Source organism: Ruegeria sp. CDSB029 (genome assembly GCF_059611125.1).
In genome coordinates this window covers 175,312-194,498 of sequence record NZ_JBXWOX010000007.1, presented here as the reverse complement: position 1 = coordinate 194,498, position 19,187 = coordinate 175,312, and the positions used below count along the sequence as shown (strand labels likewise).

Sequence of the window (19,187 nt, the reverse complement as noted above, 5' to 3'; positions counted from 1 at the left end):
TATTTGCCAATTAACGTGATGTGACCTTGCCATGTGGCGGGGTCAACCGACTATGCTTGGCAAGATATCCCCGAGCGTGATGACGTCATGGCCCGTATCAGCGAACTGCATTATTCCAATGCCTATGCCGCCCAAAGCGGCGTTTCCGAGTTCCTAGAGGTTGCGCTGAGATCCGATGAGGATCCGGCCAATTTCACTGTGTCCTTCTATCAGGCGAATGGTCAGGTCGGGATCGAGATTCCGCTGACCCACCCATCGGTTCAGGTTTCCATCGACCCTGACAACAATGAACAGGTCTTTGTAATTTCGGCAGATTTCTTTCCGATCCTGCTGACAGACCCCAATGGCGGGGGTCCGAACAACTATGAAGCCTATGCGCTGACCAATACATCGACGGGCGAGGTCATTGATTTCTACGATATCGGCGGCGGAACCACCAATATCGTAGCGCAAAACGGGTTGGCCGCCGGGGAAACTTCGGAAAATCTGCCGGTTCTTGTTGGGCCGAACCAAACCACGACAACCCTGCAGTTCAATCAGCCCAACCCGGACACACTGGTGCATGCGCCGCTCTCGCCCGGCGATTCAGGCGCACCGTGTTTCGCGGCTGGCACGTTGGTCGACACGCCGGATGGTCCGCGTAGGGTTGAAACTCTGGGGCCGGGTGACTTGGTGCTGACACAGGACGATGGTGCTTGCATCATTCGCTGGGCCGGTGGCCGCACTGTTTCAGGACGGGGTCGATTTGCACCCGTTCGTATCCGTTCCGGCGCGTTGGGGGCGGAAAGGGACATTTACGTCTCGCCGCAACACCGCCTGCTGGTCTCAGGTTGGCAGGCGCAGCTGCTGTTCGGAGAAGATGAGGTTCTTGTCGCGGCCAAATCAATGGTCAATGACACGGCCATCACATCCGCGCCTTGCGACCTTGTCCACTATGTCCACCTGTTCTTTGACCGGCATCAACTGGTGTCGACCTCTGGTCTGATCTCGGAAAGCTTCTTTCCTGGGGCGCAGGGCCTGTCGAGTCTTGATCGCGAAGCCGCGGACGAGCTGTTCGCCCTGTTCCCCGAGCTTATGGATCAGCCGCAAACTTATGGCCCGACCGTTCGTCCGGTCCGGTGCGGCCCACAAGTGGCAATGCTGCGGGCGATCTGATCCGCCCCTCTTGCTTTCGCAGACTGCTGTGATAGCAGAGCTTCAACAGCATTCAGGGAACCGTCATGGACGATCTTAAGGGAAAATATCTGGGTCAGATCGCCGATGCAGGCGACGAAAACGCGCTCGAAGCGATCCGTGTCGCGGCTGTCGGCAAAAAGGGCGAAGTCGCGCTGAAGATGCGCGAATTGGGCAAGATGACGCCCGAGGAACGTCAGGTCGCTGGCCCCGCGCTGAATGCCCTGAAGGATGAGATCAACTCGGCCCTGTCCGCCAAGAAAGCCGCTTTGGCCGATGCCGCGCTAGACGAACGCCTGCGCACAGAATGGCTGGATGTGACCCTGCCGACCCGCGCGCGCCGTCAGGGCTCGATCCACCCGGTTAGCCAAGCGACTGAGGAGCTGACCGCGATCTTTGCCGAACTGGGTTTCTCGGTGGCTGAAGGGCCGCGGATTGAGACCGACTGGCATAATTTCGACGCGCTGAACATCCCCGGCCACCACCCCGCGCGGGCCGAGATGGACACGTTCTACATGCATCGCGCCGAGGGCGACAATCGCCCGCCGCACGTGCTGCGCACCCATACGTCGCCGGTCCAGATCCGCTCGATGGAGAAACAGGGCGCGCCGATCCGCATCATTTGTCCGGGCGGCGTGTATCGTGCCGACTATGACCAGACCCACACCCCGATGTTCCATCAGGTCGAAGGTTTGGCCATCGACAAGGACATCTCGATGGCGAACCTGAAATGGGTTCTGGAAGAGTTCGTGAAGGCGTTCTTCGAGGTCGACGATGTCGAACTGCGCTTCCGCGCCTCGCACTTCCCGTTCACCGAACCGTCGGCCGAGGTCGATATCCGCTGTTCCTGGGACAACGGCCAGCTGAAGATCGGCGAGGGTGACGACTGGATGGAGATTCTGGGCTCGGGCATGGTCCACCCCAAGGTGATCGCTGCCGGTGGTATCGACCCCGAAGTCTATCAGGGCTTTGCGTTCGGCATCGGGATCGACCGTCTGGCGATGCTGAAATACGGTATTCCGGATCTGCGGGCGTTCTTTGATTCCGACCTTCGCTGGCTGCGTCATTATGGGTTCGCGGCGCTGGATATGCCGAACCTGCATGGTGGTTTGTCGCGTTGAGTTGTCTGAGTAGGCTAGATGCAAATTTCAATTTGGTTGCCTTTCGTTAGCGCGATCCTTGGCGCTTCTGTTCCGGTTGTGTTGGGAACGTTCTTCTATTCCCATCAAAAAAAGACGGACAGACGAGAACAACTCCATGTTGAAAAACGGCACGCATACAGAGATTTTCTTAGGTGCCTTCAACAGCTTGGAATGAACTCACTGCTGAAAGCAAGTAAGCAGGAAAGAACGCTTGATCGCGAAGTTACAGAAGAAGCTATGACAGCTTTGTTTGTACTTCAGCTTTACGCACCCGAAGATATTTCAGAGAAAGCGGGAAGTCTTGTATCGCAAGCTCTCGCACTCACTTTGGAGGATCGAATCTTTGCAAAAGATCGGTTCCAGATAACAAAGGAAATGCGTTCCGATTTATCTAAACACTAAAGTGGGCTGAACGTAGTTTTCCAAGTGAGGAGCAAAGGCCGATAGGCCGCCGCGCTATCGCTAGACCGCCCGCACGGGCTGGCGATTTGTCTCCGCAGGTACCCGGTTTGAGCGATACACGGACTTGACCAGCATAAACCGCCCACTACAACCTGAAGATCGCCACCCCGCGGTCTGACGACAGCGCGGCTTGTCACAATCTCCCACGGGGTTGTGACGTGACAGCGGGCGCAGGCTCGCTAGGGTTCGGCAGATGATTTACCGACTGCTTTGCCTTCTCCTGCTGACCGCCACGCAAGCCGCTGCTGTGGATAGATGCCACGGCGATACTGCCTGTCAGGTCGGCGACCGCTCTTATCATGTACTGGAACCCGACGGCTGGGACGGCGAAACGCCTCTGCCGGTGTTGCTGCATTTCCACGGCTGGGCGCGGCAGGGAACCGTGGTGGTGAAACACGAACGCATCGCCGGAGCCACAAAGCTGCGCGGTGTTCTGCTGGTGGCGCCAAACGGGTTGGGCAAAAGCTGGGATTTCTGGACCTCGGACACCGGCGATGTCCCCTTTGCCGACCGGGTGCTTGAAGATGTGGCCCAACGCTATCCAATTGACCCGGACCGCATCTATGTATCGGGCTATTCCTTTGGTGGTGCGATGGCGTGGCGCTATGTGTGCCAGTCAGGCAATGACACGGCTGCCTTGCTGGCGGTCGCGGGGTCGATCCGTCAGACCGAGCACTGCCCGCAAGCCCCGGCCGAGGTGCGCCATGTGCACGGGACCAGCGACACCGTAATGGATTTCCCCTTTGGGCCGGGCGCGGACACGACTTATCCAGTGGCGCTGTGGCGGCAGAAGTTCGGGTGTGAAACAGCGACGCCGCGCGGGGATTGGAGTGTTGTGCCGATCCTGACACTCAGCCGGGTGGAATGGACCGATTGTGTGCAGGGACAGGTGGTGCTGGACACACATCCCGGTGGACATTTCATCCCGCACGGCTGGATTGGGCGGCAGTTGGATGAGCTGCTGGGGCGTGAACCGACATACCCCTGATCATTTGACTTGGACGGGTAATTCCAGCTTGGTTGCCCGGAATGATCCGAAAATGGAACTGCCAGATGAAAACCATGCTGCTAAGCGCCCTGATCCTTGTCGCCACACCTGTTCTGGCGCGAGACACCTATCCACCGGTTGAGGTTCTGTTGCAGACCGATAAATCCGTGATTGGCGAACCACTGGAATACCCCGAAGGCAAGGCGCAGATAACAATGGCCATCGTGACCATGCAGCCCGGCCAAAAAACCGGCTGGCACCGGCACGAGGCCCCATTGGCGGCTTACATGCTAGAGGGTGAAATCAACGTGGATTACGGGGATGCCGGGACCAAAACCTACAAAACCGGTGATGCGCTGGTCGAGGCGTTCCGTTCACCTCATGCAGGCGTGAATTCAGGCGAAGATATCGCGCGGATTCTGGCTGTGTTTGTCGGTGCAGAGGGCGTTTCCAACACGGTCGCGGAAGAGTAGGCGCCCAAGCCCCCTGCACCCTCTTTCCCCTGTCCGCAATATCCGTTAAACGCGGTCTGACCCTAGATTTACTGGCGGATACCGACCGATGAAATTCACTCTTTCCTGGCTGAAAGACCACCTCGACACCGATGCGTCGGTAGATGAGATTGCAGAGACGCTGACCGATCTTGGACTGGAAGTCGAAGAGATCGTGAACCCTGCGGACCGTCTGGCAGGCTTTACGCTGGGCTATGTGAAGCACGCGGAAAAACATCCTGATGCCGACAAGCTGCGTGTGTGCACGGTCGCGACCGACGAGGGCGATCTGCAGATCATCTGCGGCGCGCCGAATGCGCGCGAAGGGATCACTGTCGTTGTCTGCAAACCCGGCATGTATATCCCCGGTCTGGACCTGACCATCAGCGTCGGCAAGATCCGCGGTGTTGAAAGCTTTGGCATGATGGCCTCCGAGCGGGAGCTGGAGCTTTCGGACGAGCATGACGGCATCATCGAACTGCCTTCGGGTGACGTCGGCGACAAGTTCGTCGACTGGCTGGCCGAAAACGAACCCGCGAAGGTCGATCCGATGATCGAAATCGCGATCACGCCGAACCGCCCTGATGCGCTGGGCGTGGCCGGGATCGCCCGTGATCTGGCTGCGCGCGGTGTTGGCACGCTAAAAGAGCGTGATTATGTGCCGGTGCCGGGTGACTTCGAAAGCCCGATCAAGGTGACAATTGATGAGGATACGCTGGACGGCGCGCCGCATTTCACCGGTCGTCTGATCAAGGGCGTCAAAAACGGCCCCAGCCCGCAATGGCTGCAGGATCAGTTGAAGGCAATCGGCCTGCGTCCGATCTCGGCGTTGGTCGATATCACCAACTATATGACGTTCGACCAGAACCGTCCGCTGCACGTGTTCGACGCCGACAAGGTGCAGGGCAACCTGCGCGTTCACCGTGCCAAAGGCGGTGAAAAGCTGGTTGCGCTGGACGAGAAAGAATACACCCTGCAGCCCGGTATGATGGTGATTTCGGACGATAAGGGCCCGGAGTCGATTGGCGGGATCATGGGCGGTGAGGAAACTGGTTGTACCGAGGACACCGTGAATGTGTTCCTTGAAAGCGCGTTTTGGGATCATGTGCAGATCGCGTTGACCGGCCGTGCGCTTAAGATCAACTCGGACGCGCGCTATCGGTTCGAACGTGGCGTGGACCCGGAATACACGCTGGAAGGGCTGGAACACGCCACACAGATGATCCTGGATATCTGCGGCGGCGAAGTGTCCAAGGTGGTCGAAGCGGGCAAAGCACCGAACCACGCACGGGCCTACAAGCTGGATGCCGAGCGTGTGCAGTCGCTGGTCGGCATGGACATTCCTGAGGCCGAGCAACGTCAAACCCTGACCCGTCTGGGCTTCCGCCTGGAAGGTGAGATGGCTCACGTTCCCAGTTGGCGTCCCGATGTCATGGGTGAGGCCGATTTGGTGGAAGAGGTCGCACGCATTGCATCCCTGACCAAACTGCAGGGCAAGCCGCTGCCGCGTATTACGGATGGTATTCCCAAGGCGGTGATGACCCCGTCGCAGCGGCGTCAGTCGATGGCACGTCGCACTTGCGCGGCGCTGGGGTACAATGAATGTGTGAGCTATACCTTCATCGATCAGGCCTCGGCCGCGTTGTTCGGTGGTGGGGATGAGGCGACGCAGCTTGAAAACCCGATCTCGTCCGAGATGAGCCATATGCGCCCCGATTTGCTGCCCGGCCTGTTGCAGGCTGCGGCACGAAATCAAGCGCGTGGCTATACCGATGTCGCGCTGTTCGAGGTTGGTCCGGTGTTTCACGATGGTGAGCCTGGCGATCAGAAAACCCAGATCACTGGCCTTTTGGTTGGACGCAGCGGTCCCAAGGATGTGCACGGTGCTTCGCGCCCTGTCGATGTGTTCGACGCCAAAGCAGATGCCGAGGCTGTGCTGGCCGCAATCGGTGCGCCCGCTAAAGTGCAGGTCCTGCGCGATGGTGATGCCTGGTGGCATCCTGGCCGTCATGGCAAGATCTGTCTTGGCCCGAAAAAGGTGTTGGGCGTCTTTGGTGAGCTGCACCCGCGCGTGTTGCAGGCGATGGATATCAAAGGCCCTGCGATGGCTTTCACCATCTGGCCGGAAGAGGTGCCTCTGCCACGTAAGTCCGGTGCCACCCGAGCGGCGCTGGAATTGCGCGATCTTCAGGCGGTCGAGCGTGACTTTGCCTTTGTCGTCGACGAGGGCGTCGAAGCGCTGACACTGGTGAACGCCGCAGCGGGTGCTGACAAGGTGCTGATCGAGGACGTCCGGGTCTTTGACGAGTTTATCGGCGGTAGTCTGGGTGAGGGTAAGAAATCTCTGGCCATCACTGTTCGCCTCCAGCCGACGGATGCGACTCTAAAGGAAAAAGACATCGAAGCGGTGGCTGAGAAAATCATCGCCAAGGTCACCAAGGCGACTGGCGGCGTTCTGCGCGGGTGATGCCTGGCCGCCTCCGGCTGGAGTTTTTGAAAAGATGAAGGGGCGGTGGCGCCCTTTCTGTTTTTGCGGAGGAGCAAATGATGCTGAACGTTTACCTATCCGGCGAAATCCATACCGATTGGCGGGAACAGATCATCGAAGGCGCTCAGGGTCTGGACATCACGTTCAACAGTCCTGTGACTGATCACGCGGCCAGCGATGACTGTGGTGTGGCCATTCTGGGGGCCGAGCCAAACAAGTATTGGCACGACCACAAAGGCGCAATGGTCAACGCGATCCGCACGCGCAAAGGCATCGCGGATGCCGATGTGGTCGTGGTCCGCTTCGGTGAAAAATACAAACAGTGGAACGCTGCATTTGACGCGGGTTACGCTGCGGCGCTGGGGAAATCACTGATTGTGCTGCACGGCCCTGATCACCAACACGCGTTGAAAGAGGTGGATGCGGCGGCACTGGCCGTGGCCGAGCAACCGGGCCAAGTCGTTGATGCACTGCGCTATGTTCTGACGGGCGCGCTGCCAAAATAACTCACGCGACGTTTTCCTTGCGGGAAATCAGGGTGCTTTCTACCGTCTGTTTGGGCAGTACGGGGAGACATTCATGGAATTCGACTATGTCATCGTGGGCGGTGGGTCCGCCGGATGTGTTATGGCCGCGCGGCTGAGCGAAGATCCAGACACAAGCGTTTGCCTGCTTGAAGCGGGTGGCGCTGGTGAAGATTTGGTGATCCGGGCTCCGGCGCTGGTGGCAGCCATGGTTTCGGGGCGGCCCAAGCTAAACAACTGGGCTTTTCAAACCGTGCCACAGGCCGGGTTGAATGGTCGGAAGGGGTTTCAGCCACGGGGAAAGGCAATGGGCGGATCGTCGGCGATCAATGCGATGCTGTATGTGCGCGGACACCCCACGGACTATAATGAATGGGCGGATCTGGGGTGCGAAGGTTGGGATTGGAAGAATGTCCTGCCTTACTTTCGCAAGGCCGAGGGCAATGTGCGCGGTGCGGATGATTTCCATGGCGGTGACGGCCCCTTGCACGTGTCGGATCAGTCTGAGCCACGGGCAATCTCTCATGCGTTTGTCGAGGCCTGCGGCCAGCAACAAATTCGCGCGACAAACGATTTCAACGGGCCGGAGCAGGAAGGTGCAGGCCTGTATCAGGTCACGCAGTTCCACGACGGGGCGCATAAGGGTGAACGTTGCTCGGCAGCTGCGGCCTATTTGCGGGGCGTCAAATCGCGGCCGAACCTGACAATCATGACAGGGGCAGAAGCCCAGAAAATCCTGATTGACGAAAAGCGCGCGACCGGGGTGTTGCTGCGTCAGAAAGGTAAGGCCGTCGAGGTTCGCGCCCGCCGGGAAGTCATCCTTTCGGGGGGTGCATTTGGTTCGCCACAATTGCTGATGTTGTCCGGTATCGGGCCCGAGGCCGAGTTGAAACAGCACGGTATTCCTGTTTTGCACGACTTGCCCGGTGTTGGTCAGAACCTGCAGGACCATCTGGACTATGTCCTCAGCTATCATTCGAAACGTAAGGATGTCATCGGGTTGACCCCGGGCGGGGTGTGGAACCTGGCCAAAGCCGGGTTGGACTGGCGCCGTACCGGAGAGGGGCTGTTTGCGACCCCCTTTGCCGAAGGCGGCGCGTTCTTCAAATCCGATCCAACCGTTTCCAAACCGGATCTTCAGCTGCACTTTGTTGTCGGAATTGTTGATGACCACATGCGCAAGATTCACTTGCCGCACGGGTATTCGTGCCATGTCTGTGTGTTGCGCCCGTTCAGCAGGGGCAGCGTTGGGCTAACCTCGGACCGAGCCGGAGAGCCGCCGCGAATTGATCCGGCTTACCTCAGCGATGACCGCGATCTGGATCTGTTGAAGCGCGGGGCACATATCATGGAGTCAATTCTCGAATCCGAACCGCTGGAACCCTGGCGCAAAAAGCGGCTCTATGCCCATGATGGAAGCGATCAGGCACTAGAGGCCGATATCCGCCGCCGTGCCGACACGATTTATCATCCGGTGGGCACCTGCAAGATGGGGGTCGACGATATGGCCGTTGTCGATACCGAAGGCCGGGTTCATGGGGTCGAGGGGCTGCGGGTGGTGGATGCATCGGTTATGCCGACGCTGGTCGGCGGCAATACCAATGCGCCCACTATCATGATTGCCGAAAAGATCGCCGAAGCAATCAGGCCCGAGGCGGCGTAACCAAGCCTTTTTGGACCGCGGGTCGTTCCAGAAACCGGTCGAGATAGGCCACCAGATTGGCGTGGTCTTCCCAGCCGACAAGGTCGTGGGCGTTGTAGAATTCGAGCCCGCGCAACCATGGCGCGATTGCGATATCGGCAATCGAATAGTCTCCGGCAATCCAATCCTGACCTTCAAGCTGTTGGTTCAGGACATTTAGCAGTCGCTTGGCCTCGTTCACGTATCGTTCGCGCGGGCGGGGGTCTTCGATCTCGCTGCCTGCGAATTTGTGGAAATAGCCTAATTGCCCGAACATCGGACCAATGCCACCCATCTGGAACATCACCCATTGGATCACGCGATATTTGTCGGCTTTGGTCTGACCCAGAAACTTGCCGCTTTTCTCGGCGAGATAAATCAGGATCGCTCCGCTTTCGAACAGACCAATGGGTTCTCCGTCCGGACCATTCGGGTCGATGATCGCCGGGATTTTGTTGTTGGGGTTCAATGACAGGAATTCGGGGCTTTTGACATCCGAGTCTGACAAGGTAATCCGATGGGCTTCATAGGGCAGGCCGGTTTCTTCCAGCATGATTGACGCTTTTACGCCGTTCGGCGTGGGGAAAGAATAGAGCTGAATCCTGTCGGGAAACTGCGCAGGCCAGCGGGCCGTGATCGGGTGAGAGGCGGTGTCCAGCATGGGGTGCTCCTGTCATGGGTTGCCTGCAATAGGTAGGTACAACGGCCCGGTCTTGCCAGTATCCGGGCTGTGCATACAAGGTCAGGGACTGTGTACGTGAGAACAACGGGGAAAACCTGCGTATCTCACACCTAGACCGAAGCGCGCTTATGGACCACTATTCCGCCAATCCCGCGCTGAGAGACGCGGGTTTGCCGTGAATCGAAAGGAGATGCGCGTGGATGAGGTCGTAACACAGGTGGGTGCCTATGCCCCGCTGATCATAAGCGCGGTCAAGGCGCTGTTCGTACTGATCCTTGGATGGATCATTGCTGGCGCCATTGCCGGTGTAGTCCGGCGCCGGATCAATGCGACACCGCATATTGATCAGACGCTTGGGAATTTCGTCGCCAGTCTGGTGAAATGGGTCATACTGGCCATGGTACTGGTTTCAGTGCTGGGCATCTTTGGCATTCAGGCGACAAGCATCGTCGCCATTTTGGGTGCCGCATCGTTGGCCATTGGTTTGGCCCTTCAGGGAACGCTGAGCGATCTCGCTGCAGGCGTTATGCTGGTTGTCTTCCGCCCTTACAAGCTGGGTCAGTATGTCGATATCGGCGGCACCGCAGGCACTGTTAAGGATCTGAACCTGTTCACGACCGAGCTGGTGACGCCGGATAACGTGCAGATCATCGTTCCGAACGGGCAATCCTGGGGATCAATCATCACGAACTACTCGGCGCATGACACGCGGCGTGTCGATCTGGTGTTCGGCATCGACTATGGCGATAGCGCTGATGAGGCGATGAAGATCATTCTGGATGTGGCAAAGGCCGATGACCGTATCCACAGTGATCCGGAACCTTGGGTGCGCGTGACAAATCTGGGCGACAGCTCGGTCGATCTGACGGCGCGGCTGTGGTGCGCGGCCGCGGATTATTGGGATGTGAAGTTCGAGACTACCAAAGCCGTGAAGGAAGCGTTTGACGCCAAAGGTGTTTCGATTCCCTACCCGCATTCGGTGGAAATTCACAAAGAAGGGTAAATGCTCCCGCCCGTCGCGCGGGCATTGGAAATGCCCTCCTCCGGTTGGGCCCGGCGCCGCGCTTTTTAGCGCGGCGTTTTTTTGTTGGTGCAAAAGTCGTTCGATCAAAAGAAAAGCGGCGCGCCAAAGGCGCGCCGCCATGCCCAACGCTGCAAAGCAGCCGCTTTAGCGGCTCCTTTCAGGGGCGAGAGTGCTTCAGGCGTTGACGATTGCCTCAGGCGAGACAACATCCAGACCCAGCGCCGTGCCAACAGCTTCGTAAGTCAGCTGACCGGCATGGACGTTCAGACCTGCCAGCAAATGCGGATCGTCCTGACATGCTTTCTTCCAGCCTTTACCCGCCAGCGCCAGCAGGAACGGCATTGTCGCGTTGCCCAGTGCGATGGTCGAGGTGCGCGCAACTGCGCCCGGCATGTTGGCCACGCAGTAGTGCATGACGCCGTCCACTTCATAGATCGGATCCGCATGGGTGGTCGCCTTGGAGGTTTCAAAGCAGCCGCCCTGGTCGATGGCAACGTCAACCAGAACCGCGCCGGGTTTCATGGTGGACAACTGCGCGCGCGAGATCAGTTTGGGTGCCGCAGCGCCCGGGATCAGGACCGCGCCGATAACCATGTCGGCATCCTGGATCAGCTCGGCCGTTGCGCCGGCTGTCGAGTACTGGCTTTTGAACGTGCTGCCGAAGACGTCGTCGAGGTAACGCAGGCGTGGCAGAGACCGGTCCAGAACGGTGACATCAGCGCCCATGCCGGCCGCGATCTTGGCTGCGTGCGTGCCAACAACGCCGCCGCCGATCACGATGACTTTGGCTGGGCCAACACCGGGAACGCCGCCCATCAGAACACCGCGGCCGCCATTGGCCTTTTGCAGGGTCCACGAACCGACCTGAGGTGCCAGACGACCGGCAACTTCGGACATCGGCGCCAGCAGCGGCAGGCCGCCGTTGCGGTCAGTTACGGTTTCATAGGCAATCGCGGTGCAGCCCGACGCTAGCAGGTCGTGGGTCTGGTCGGGATCAGGTGCCAGGTGCAGGTAGGTGAACAGCAGCTGGCCTTCACGCAGCATCTTGCGCTCAACCGCCTGAGGTTCCTTGACCTTTACGATCATGTCCGCGGTCGCAAAAACTTCTTCGGCGGTGTCGACAATGCGAGCGCCTGCAGCGACATAAGAGTCGTTGTCAAAGCCGGAACCCATGCCGGCATTGGTTTCAATGATGACCTCGTGGCCGCGCGCAACAGCTTCTTGCGCAGCGTTGGGGGTCATGCCAACACGGAATTCCTGGGGTTTGATTTCCTTGGGGCAACCGATTTTCATTTCTCGCTCCTCCATTCATAAACTGCCCAAATTATGTGCAATTTGGGATGCAATTTCTGTGAAACTCTGCCCGTCATTTTGGTTTTCTTTGCGAGAATCTTCGGTACTATTGGAATATCTTGCAAAGGATTTGCGCGTATGAGCCTCGATACGACCGATAGAAAGATTCTGGCCGCCCTGCAGAGAAACGGTAGGATGTCGAATGCCGAGCTGTCAGACCAGGTGAATCTGTCGCCGTCGGCGTGTCACCGGCGGGTCCAACGGCTTGAAGCCGACGGGTACATTCGAAACTATGTGGCGTTGCTGGATGCACGCAAGATGAACGTCCCGACCACCGTGTTTGTCGAGATCACCTTGCAGGGCCAGGCCGAAGAGCTTTTGGATGCGTTCGAAAAAGCAGTGGCGCGTATTCCCGACGTTCTGGAGTGTCATCTCATGGCGGGGACGGCGGACTATATTCTGAAGGTTGTCGCCGAGAACACCGAGGATTTCGCCCGAATTCATCGTCAGTACCTTTCGCGCTTGCCCGGCGTGGCGCAAATGCAAAGCTCATTTGCTTTGCGTACTGTGTTCAAGACGACGGCCTTGCCGGTGTGACCGTCAGGCTGGGGCCGGGTAGGTGAACAGGATCAGATGCATGGCATTGAAGCCGAAATGCATTATGACGGGCACCCACAACCGACCGGTCGCATAAAATCCCAAACCACAGGCCGCGCCAAGAATCGCGGCATAAGCGACTAGGGCCGGACCCCCGGCAAAATGCGCCAAACCAAACAGAAGGCTGGCCAGAGTCACACCAAGTGCTGCACCTAGTTTGGACGCAAAAAGCGACTGCAGATACCCACGGAAAAAGGCCTCTTCCGTCAAGCAGGTCAGAAACAGATTCGAGAGTGCGAACACAATCCACCAAGGCGGCAGGCTGACCTCTGGCCGGATGGCCTGCGCGGCCAGCCCAACGGCGAAGAGGGCGGCTAAGGCCGCAAGGCCCACCAGCAACGGTGTTCTCCGGACAGGTCTCGCTGAATTGGTCAGTCCCGGCCACGCCAACAGAACCGCGAACAGCACCATTGGCTTGTCCAGATTCAGGTACATTGAAAACGCCGAACTGTCCGGTCCGGCATAGACCCGGTCCAGTACCAGCAGGTTTTGAAATCCGGGCACCAGATGCGCCCCCAATCCAAGACACCAGCCAATCAACATGACGTGGCCAACCGCCGCGCCGGTGCCTGTGAGATGGTTCAGGGCCGCAGCACCCAGCAATCCGGCTGCAACAACTCCAACAGCCAAAGGCGTGACCAGCCCCATGGCGAGGGCGGCAAGACCAAACACCAACAGCAGCGTCAGGCCAAGTTGCCGCCGGCCCGAGGCCGCACTGACCATGCCGGCGATCAGAATGAACCAGGGCCATATCAATGGCAGAAGAGATACAAAGTATGCCACGGCTCTCTCATGTATTCAGGTGCGTATTGATGCCGTCGAACACCCCCAAATGGCAAGGCCGTGCAAGGGTCAGACTGTGCCTAACTGCTGGCGTTACGTCAAATCAGACGCTTGTATCCAGGCGCAGGTCGGTTCAATTATAGGGATGACCGTACATCTGCCTGTTTTACGGCCCCGCACCAACTTGGTATTGAACCGGCGCGGGGCGTTCATCAATTATTTCTGATGACATCAGGCGGTCACACTCTCTGGGTATGGTCGGAACCCGTTGACTGATAAGGAGCAGATCTTGGCTTACCAACACAATGACGCCCCAAAAGACTGGCTGGAAGCCGAGCTCGAAGACACGCTGGATGAAGATTTCGAGATTGAATTCAGCGAACCGATGCTGTCGATGGAAGTTCGCAAGATCTATAAGGAACAGCATCCCGACATGTTGGACCGCAAGGTCTATTTCCAGAACCTGCTGCGATTGCAGGCCGAACTGATCAGGGTTCAGGATTGGGTTCAACATACCGGCGCCAAAGTGTGCATCCTGTTCGAAGGTCGCGACAGTGCCGGTAAAGGGGGGGTAATCAAGCGGATTACCCAGCGCCTGAACCCGCGTGTTGCGCGTGTGGTTGCGTTGCCTGCACCGAGTCGCAGGGAACAAAGCCAGTGGTATTTCCAACGCTACGTGCCGCACCTGCCCGCAGCTGGCGAAATCGTTCTGTTCGACCGGTCCTGGTATAACAGGGCCGGTGTCGAACGGGTCATGGGTTTTGCCAGCGAAGATCAGGTCGAACAGTTCTTTCAGGACGTTCCCGAATTCGAACGGATGCTGGTACGGTCGGGGATCATCCTGCTGAAATATTGGTTCTCGATCACCGACGAGGAACAGCAGTTGCGATTCCTGATGCGCATTCACGATCCGATGAAGCAGTGGAAGCTGTCGCCGATGGATCTGGAATCGCGCATTCGGTGGGAATCCTACACCAAGGCCAAAGAGGATATGTTGTTCCGCACGAACATACCCGAAGCGCCCTGGTACATCGTCGAAGGCAATGACAAAAAGCGCGAACGCCTGAATTGTATCGAACACCTGCTGACCAAGATCCCGTATTCGGATGTGCCGCAGGAAAAAGTCGACCTGCCGGATCGAAAGTACAACCCGGAATACGAACGCCGGGTTCTGCCGGACGATCTGTATGTCCCAAAGATTTATTGAACTATTGAAGTAGAAATTGGTGCGAGGCAGGGTCGCCCCCGCCCCGCACCCTGGGACCCGTTAAGCGGCGTCCATCATGCAGTCGAAATCATAATAGTTGAACACAAAGACATCACCTGAATTGTCTCCGGTCATGTCAGAGCATGTCTCAACATCGTCCGCAGGATCGTCACCGCCGGTCATCACCATATCGAAATCGTCGGTTTCGGGTTCCGCATCGGCATAGTCCGTTTCGTTCCAATCAAACTGGTCGAACTGCGCCTGAATCGATTGGACGAATGCCCGGATCTCGGCCAGGAACTCCTGCACATCGAAACATGCAAATTCTTCGGGTTCTTCCGTTCCGGGCGTTTCTGGCTCCGGTACCTCGGCCACCGGTTCCTCGGGCTCGGTGACTTCTGGCTCCGGTACCTCGGCCACCGGTTCCTCTGGCTCGGTGACTTCGGGATCAGGTACCTCGGCCACCGGTTCCTCTGGCTCGGTGACTTCGGGGTCAGGTACCTCGGCCACCGGTTCCTCGGGCTCGGTGACTTCGGGGTCAGGTACCTCGGCCACCGGTTCCTCGGGCTCGGTGACTTCGGGATCAGGTACTTCGGCCACCGGTTCCTCGGGCTCTGTAACTTCGGGGTCAGGTACTTCGGCTACGGGTTCCTCTGGCTCGGCAACCTCGGGATCAGGTACTTCGGCCACGGGCTTTTCGGGCTGCGGGGTTTCTTCAACCGGTGGTGTCGGAGCCGGCGGCGTAGTGGATCCGTTGTCCAGCATGACCTCACCCTGGGTGGCAGCAAAGTTCTGCGTCACCATCACAGCGTCGAAACCCTGCATGTCGCCGGTTTCAATGCCGATCCCGATGTATTTGAAGTCGGGGTTCAGAATGTTCGCACGGTGACCGGGGCTGTTCATCAGGTTCTGATGAAGCTGCGCGACATCATCGCTGATACCAGGTGCGCCGCGTTCTGATTGCCAGGCGATGTTTTCACCTGACCGCCAGTTGCCCGAGAAATCGAAACCGGCCATTTCCATCCGCTGTGTGGCGCTGGAACCACCCGAGCCGGTGTGGCTGAACCTGTCCGTTTCCAGCATCCATTCACTGTGATCCTCGGACGAGTCGTTCAGGCGCGTTTCAAGCTGTAGGGGGTCCAGCCCGCGGGATGTGCGCTCTTGGTTAATCAGCGCCAGCATTTCTTGTTCGATACTACTTGCAGTCGACATTTTTGCCTCCGATTGGTTTTTTGTCGTGGTAGACGGCGCCAGTTACAAAGGCTCGATGCTGCGTTGACAGGGATGGCGTGTTCAGAGGCGAGTTTTGGCAGGTCAGTGCTACCGCCACGGGATTCGCTGCGCTGCAAAATGCCGGGCAAAATGTTGCTGAGAGGGAAATGGCAGCTTGTCGCGCGTGGGCGGTCCGAGTCGGCGTAAATCATCCGACCCTAGAAACGACAAACCCCCGGGCGATGCCTCGGGGGTCGTCAAATAGTGTCATCCAAAGCTGGACGAGCGAGGTTTTAGAGCAAACCTTCGCGCTGTGCTTTCTTACGTGCCAGTTTACGGGCACGACGGATCGCTTCAGCCTTCTCGCGCGCTTTTTTCTCGGACGGTTTCTCGAAATGTTGCTTAAGCTTCATTTCACGGAACACGCCTTCGCGCTGCAGCTTTTTCTTCAGGGCACGAAGCGCCTGATCGACGTTATTGTCGCGAACACTAACCTGCATGTGGTTGTCACCACCTTTCTAGATAGAGTTGCAAGGAAATTGCAGGAGTTGGCCGTATAGCAAAGCGCCTCTATCTTGTCTAGTACTGGCTCTGAGAACCGGAGAACCGCCATGACCACCACTTTTGAAGATGCAAAACAGCAGCTTTTGGACGCAGTCTTGATCCATGTGCCGTTTGACGGCTGGTCCGAAGCCAGCTTTCGCGCGGCTATATTGGATTGCGATATGGATGACACTCTGGCGCGCGCGATCTGCCCCCGCGGCGCAGTTGATCTGGCGCTTGCGTTCCATGCGCGCGGTGACGCGGCGATGGAAGACCGCCTTAAATCCACGGACCTGAGCGAGCTGAAGTTCCGAGACCGAATCGCTGCCGCGGTTCGCTTCCGGCTTGAGGCCGTTCCGGACAAGGAACTGGTACGACGGGGCATGACGTTGTTTTCCCTGCCCACGCATGCAGCCGATGGGGCAAAAGCGCTGTGGCAAACCTGTGATCTGATCTGGGACACGCTGGGAGATACATCGGACGATGTGAACTGGTACACCAAACGGGCGACATTGTCGGGTGTCTATTCCTCGACCCTGCTGTTCTGGCTGGGCGACGATTCCCCCGATCACCAGAAAACATGGGAGTTTCTGGATCGGCGGATAGACAACGTCATGCAGATCGAAAAGATCAAAGCGCAGGTGAATGGTAACCCGCTGTTCAAGCCGTTTCTGGCGGTTCCAAACTGGCTGGCCGGTCAGGTGAAGCCGCCCATGAAAATGCGGGCCGATTTGCCGGGGATGCTGAACCCGCGCAAGTAAGCGTCTGGGCCTTCCAGAAATTGCCTGCTAGGCATTGGGCAAAGGAGATTTGCCCATGACCCAGATGATGCGCGCTGTCGAAATCACCAAACCCGGTGGCCCGGATGTTCTGCAACTGACGGAACGCCCGGTTCCCAAACCACAAGCCGGGCAGGTGATCCTGAAAGTGGCCTATGCGGGTGTGAACCGCCCGGATGCGCTGCAGCGTGCCGGGGCCTATGATCCGCCTCAGGGTGCCAGCGATTTGCCGGGGCTTGAGGCATCGGGCGAGGTTGTTGCCGTTGGTGCCGGGGTCGAGGGTCTGGCCATCGGCGATCAGGTCTGTGCTTTGCTGCCCGGTGGCGGATATGCGGAATATGTGGCCACACCCGCTGCGCACTGTCTGCCAGTTCCTTCGGGAATGGGGATGAAAGAGGCCGCGTGCCTGCCCGAAACCTTCTTTACTGTGTGGTCCAACGTTTTCACGCGCGGCGGTCTGAAGGCAGGTGAGCGTTTTCTGGTGCATGGCGGATCCAGCGGCATTGGCACAACAGCGATCCAGCTGGCGAATGCGTTCGGCGCGCGGGTATTTGCAACGGCCGGGTCTGCTGAGAAATGCGAGGCCTGTGTGAAGCTCGGGGCCGAGAAGGCGATCAATTACCGAGATGAGGACTTCGTGGGCGTCATGCGGGCTGAGGGTGGGGCGAACCTGATCCTCGACATGGTTGGCGGCGACTATATCCCGCGCAACGTCAAAGCTCTGGCCGAGGATGGGCGTCTGGTTCAGATCGCTTTCCTGCAAGGTCCGAAGATCGAGTTGAACTTTGCGATGATGATGGTCAAACGCCTGACCCTGACTGGCAGTACTTTGCGCCCTCAAAGTGATCTGGCAAAGGCGAAGATTGCGCAGGATTTGCGCGAGGCTGTCTGGCCATTTCTGGAAGCTGGGAAGGTAGCCCCCGTCATGGACAGTGAGTTCGATTTGGCGGAGGCGGCAGCCGCCCATGCGCGGATGGAAAGCTCGGGCCACATCGGCAAGATTGTCCTCAAGGTTGCTGGTTAAAACCCTGGCGCGGGTAGATCCCGCGCTTTTTCCGATCAGACCACTGCGCGGCGGTAAAGATGCCAGGTTGCGTGGCCCAGGACTGGCATGACAACGATCAGCCCCAGCAGCATCGGGATGGCTCCGATGATCAACAGGGCCGCTACGATGAAACCCCATGCCAAAATGACACCGGGGTTATGCCGCAACACCCGGACCGACGTCACGACCGCCACCGGCAGTCCGACAGGACGGTCCAACAGCAATGGAAAGCTGACGACGCTCATGGCCAATGCAACGAGCGCGAATAGAAACCCGATCGCATTGCCGAAAATGATCATGGACCAGCCTGCGCCCGTGGTGAACACCTGAGTCACGAAAGCCCCGAGTGAGGTGGGCAGATCAGGCCCAAGCGTATGCACATAGATGCTCTGCGCGACCATCAGCCAAATCAGCAGCAGCATGACCAGATAGAACCCCAAGGCCAGAATTGCTCCGAAGGACGGGGACCGGAAGACGCCCAAGGCGTCCAGCCAATGCACCTCGCCGCCTTGCTCGCGTTTGCGGCTGATTTCGTAAAGGCCCACGGCTGCTATCGGACCGACTAGTGCGAAACCCATGATCAGCGGTGCCAGAAGGGGCACCATGTTGCGATTAAGGCCAAACCCGAACATCAGCAGACCTGCAATCGGGTAAACCAGTATGATGAAAATGGCATCCGCCCGTGTTTCCAGAAAATCATTGTACCCGGCCTGCAAACAGGCCTTCAGGTCCTGCATCGTCAGTGTTTGCACCTGCGGCAGATGCCGGGTGTCCGCGCTGCCGATGTGGTGCACGCTTTCGGTAATATGATCGCCGGTCGCGCCGATGTTTCGGGCGGCCCAACTGATCGGATTTCCTATTGTTTTGGCCATCTTGATCCCCTCCCTTTGCCAGTGCGCAACGGGTTGAATCCGGCGGTGGTTGCCTTTGGCCGGACCAGCCGGCAACGCTCAGACCCCAGTATAGCACAGTTTTTCGCGCTGTGGTTGCGTGGCGGCAAAAACCTTCCAATT

At 58.2% G+C, this 19,187-nt stretch carries 19 protein-coding genes; 13 read left to right on the top strand and 6 right to left on the bottom strand.

Annotated features, from left to right (window positions below; translation table 11 throughout):
• Positions 1-33 precede the first annotated feature (33 nt).
• From AC2FI8_RS11065 to AC2FI8_RS11030, 8 genes are all read left to right on the top strand, one after another.
• Positions 34-1,155, top strand: a complete 1,122-nt coding sequence (locus tag AC2FI8_RS11065; protein WP_496779023.1) for a Hint domain-containing protein — start codon at positions 34-36, stop codon at positions 1,153-1,155.
• Between the two features lie 65 nt (positions 1,156-1,220).
• Positions 1,221-2,294 (top strand): phenylalanine--tRNA ligase subunit alpha, encoded by a 1,074-nt coding sequence (pheS, locus tag AC2FI8_RS11060; protein WP_496779021.1) that lies wholly within the window; start codon positions 1,221-1,223, stop codon positions 2,292-2,294.
• An 18-nt stretch (positions 2,295-2,312) separates the two neighbouring features.
• Positions 2,313-2,717 carry a hypothetical protein gene (locus AC2FI8_RS11055; RefSeq protein ID WP_496779019.1) on the top strand — a complete coding sequence of 135 codons (405 nt, stop codon included), beginning with the start codon at positions 2,313-2,315 and terminating at the stop codon, positions 2,715-2,717.
• A 253-nt stretch (positions 2,718-2,970) separates the two neighbouring features.
• Positions 2,971-3,765: a CE1 family esterase gene (locus tag AC2FI8_RS11050; protein ID WP_496779017.1), complete on the top strand. Its 795-nt coding sequence runs from the start codon at positions 2,971-2,973 to the stop codon at positions 3,763-3,765.
• Positions 3,766-3,830: 65 nt separating this feature from the next.
• The gene (locus AC2FI8_RS11045; RefSeq protein ID WP_496779015.1) at positions 3,831-4,238 is read left to right on the top strand and encodes a cupin domain-containing protein; all 408 of its coding nucleotides are present in this window, start codon (positions 3,831-3,833) and stop codon (positions 4,236-4,238) included.
• Positions 4,239-4,326: 88 nt separating this feature from the next.
• Complete coding sequence (gene pheT, locus AC2FI8_RS11040; protein WP_496779013.1) at positions 4,327-6,723, top strand: phenylalanine--tRNA ligase subunit beta; 2,397 nt, start codon at positions 4,327-4,329, stop codon at positions 6,721-6,723.
• A gap of 77 nt (positions 6,724-6,800) precedes the next feature.
• Complete coding sequence (locus AC2FI8_RS11035) at positions 6,801-7,250, top strand: YtoQ family protein (RefSeq protein ID WP_496779011.1); 450 nt, start codon at positions 6,801-6,803, stop codon at positions 7,248-7,250.
• Positions 7,251-7,323: 73 nt separating this feature from the next.
• Positions 7,324-8,931, top strand: a complete 1,608-nt coding sequence (locus tag AC2FI8_RS11030) for a GMC family oxidoreductase (RefSeq protein WP_496767665.1) — start codon at positions 7,324-7,326, stop codon at positions 8,929-8,931.
• On the opposite strand, the gene AC2FI8_RS11025 is transcribed toward AC2FI8_RS11030, so the two are convergent.
• Positions 8,912-9,610 carry a glutathione S-transferase family protein gene (locus tag AC2FI8_RS11025; protein ID WP_496738855.1) on the bottom strand — a complete coding sequence of 233 codons (699 nt, stop codon included), beginning with the start codon at positions 9,608-9,610 and terminating at the stop codon, positions 8,912-8,914. The two genes, AC2FI8_RS11030 and AC2FI8_RS11025, sit on opposite strands and share 20 nt — an antisense overlap.
• 217 nt (positions 9,611-9,827) lie before the next feature.
• Between AC2FI8_RS11025 and AC2FI8_RS11020 the strand changes: the two genes are divergently transcribed.
• Entirely contained in the window at positions 9,828-10,634 is an 807-nt protein-coding gene (locus AC2FI8_RS11020; RefSeq protein ID WP_496779009.1) for a mechanosensitive ion channel family protein, read from the top strand.
• Between the two features lie 195 nt (positions 10,635-10,829).
• On the opposite strand, the gene ald is transcribed toward AC2FI8_RS11020, so the two are convergent.
• Positions 10,830-11,948, bottom strand: a complete 1,119-nt coding sequence (ald, locus tag AC2FI8_RS11015; RefSeq protein WP_496779007.1) for an alanine dehydrogenase — start codon at positions 11,946-11,948, stop codon at positions 10,830-10,832.
• A 138-nt stretch (positions 11,949-12,086) separates the two neighbouring features.
• Here ald and AC2FI8_RS11010 point away from each other — a divergent pair, with 138 nt between their 5' ends.
• Entirely contained in the window at positions 12,087-12,545 is a 459-nt protein-coding gene (locus tag AC2FI8_RS11010) for an Lrp/AsnC family transcriptional regulator (RefSeq protein WP_496727301.1), read from the top strand.
• Between the two features lie 3 nt (positions 12,546-12,548).
• On the opposite strand, the gene AC2FI8_RS11005 is transcribed toward AC2FI8_RS11010, so the two are convergent.
• Complete coding sequence (locus tag AC2FI8_RS11005) at positions 12,549-13,388, bottom strand: CPBP family intramembrane glutamic endopeptidase (RefSeq protein ID WP_496779005.1); 840 nt, start codon at positions 13,386-13,388, stop codon at positions 12,549-12,551.
• Positions 13,389-13,677: 289 nt separating this feature from the next.
• Between AC2FI8_RS11005 and ppk2 the strand changes: the two genes are divergently transcribed.
• Complete coding sequence (gene ppk2 / locus AC2FI8_RS11000) at positions 13,678-14,595, top strand: polyphosphate kinase 2 (protein WP_496779003.1); 918 nt, start codon at positions 13,678-13,680, stop codon at positions 14,593-14,595.
• A 60-nt stretch (positions 14,596-14,655) separates the two neighbouring features.
• Here ppk2 and AC2FI8_RS10995 read toward each other — a convergent pair whose 3' ends face one another.
• Positions 14,656-15,807, bottom strand: a complete 1,152-nt coding sequence (locus tag AC2FI8_RS10995) for a CAP domain-containing protein (protein ID WP_496779001.1) — start codon at positions 15,805-15,807, stop codon at positions 14,656-14,658.
• Positions 15,808-16,100: 293 nt separating this feature from the next.
• Complete coding sequence (gene rpsU / locus AC2FI8_RS10990; RefSeq protein WP_005614280.1) at positions 16,101-16,307, bottom strand: 30S ribosomal protein S21; 207 nt, start codon at positions 16,305-16,307, stop codon at positions 16,101-16,103.
• Between the two features lie 111 nt (positions 16,308-16,418).
• Between rpsU and AC2FI8_RS10985 the strand changes: the two genes are divergently transcribed.
• Together AC2FI8_RS10985 and AC2FI8_RS10980 are read left to right on the top strand one after the other, a co-directional pair.
• A complete protein-coding gene (locus AC2FI8_RS10985; RefSeq protein WP_496767650.1) occupies positions 16,419-17,111 on the top strand; it encodes a COQ9 family protein in 693 nt (230 codons plus the stop codon).
• Between the two features lie 55 nt (positions 17,112-17,166).
• On the top strand, positions 17,167-18,153 hold the full coding sequence (locus AC2FI8_RS10980) for an NAD(P)H-quinone oxidoreductase (protein ID WP_496778999.1): 987 nt from the start codon (positions 17,167-17,169) through the stop codon (positions 18,151-18,153).
• Positions 18,154-18,188: 35 nt separating this feature from the next.
• Here the strand turns inward: AC2FI8_RS10980 and AC2FI8_RS10975 are convergent, their stop codons facing one another.
• Positions 18,189-19,046, bottom strand: a complete 858-nt coding sequence (locus AC2FI8_RS10975) for a DUF2189 domain-containing protein (RefSeq protein WP_109313012.1) — start codon at positions 19,044-19,046, stop codon at positions 18,189-18,191.
• Between the last annotated feature and the right edge of the window lie 141 nt (positions 19,047-19,187).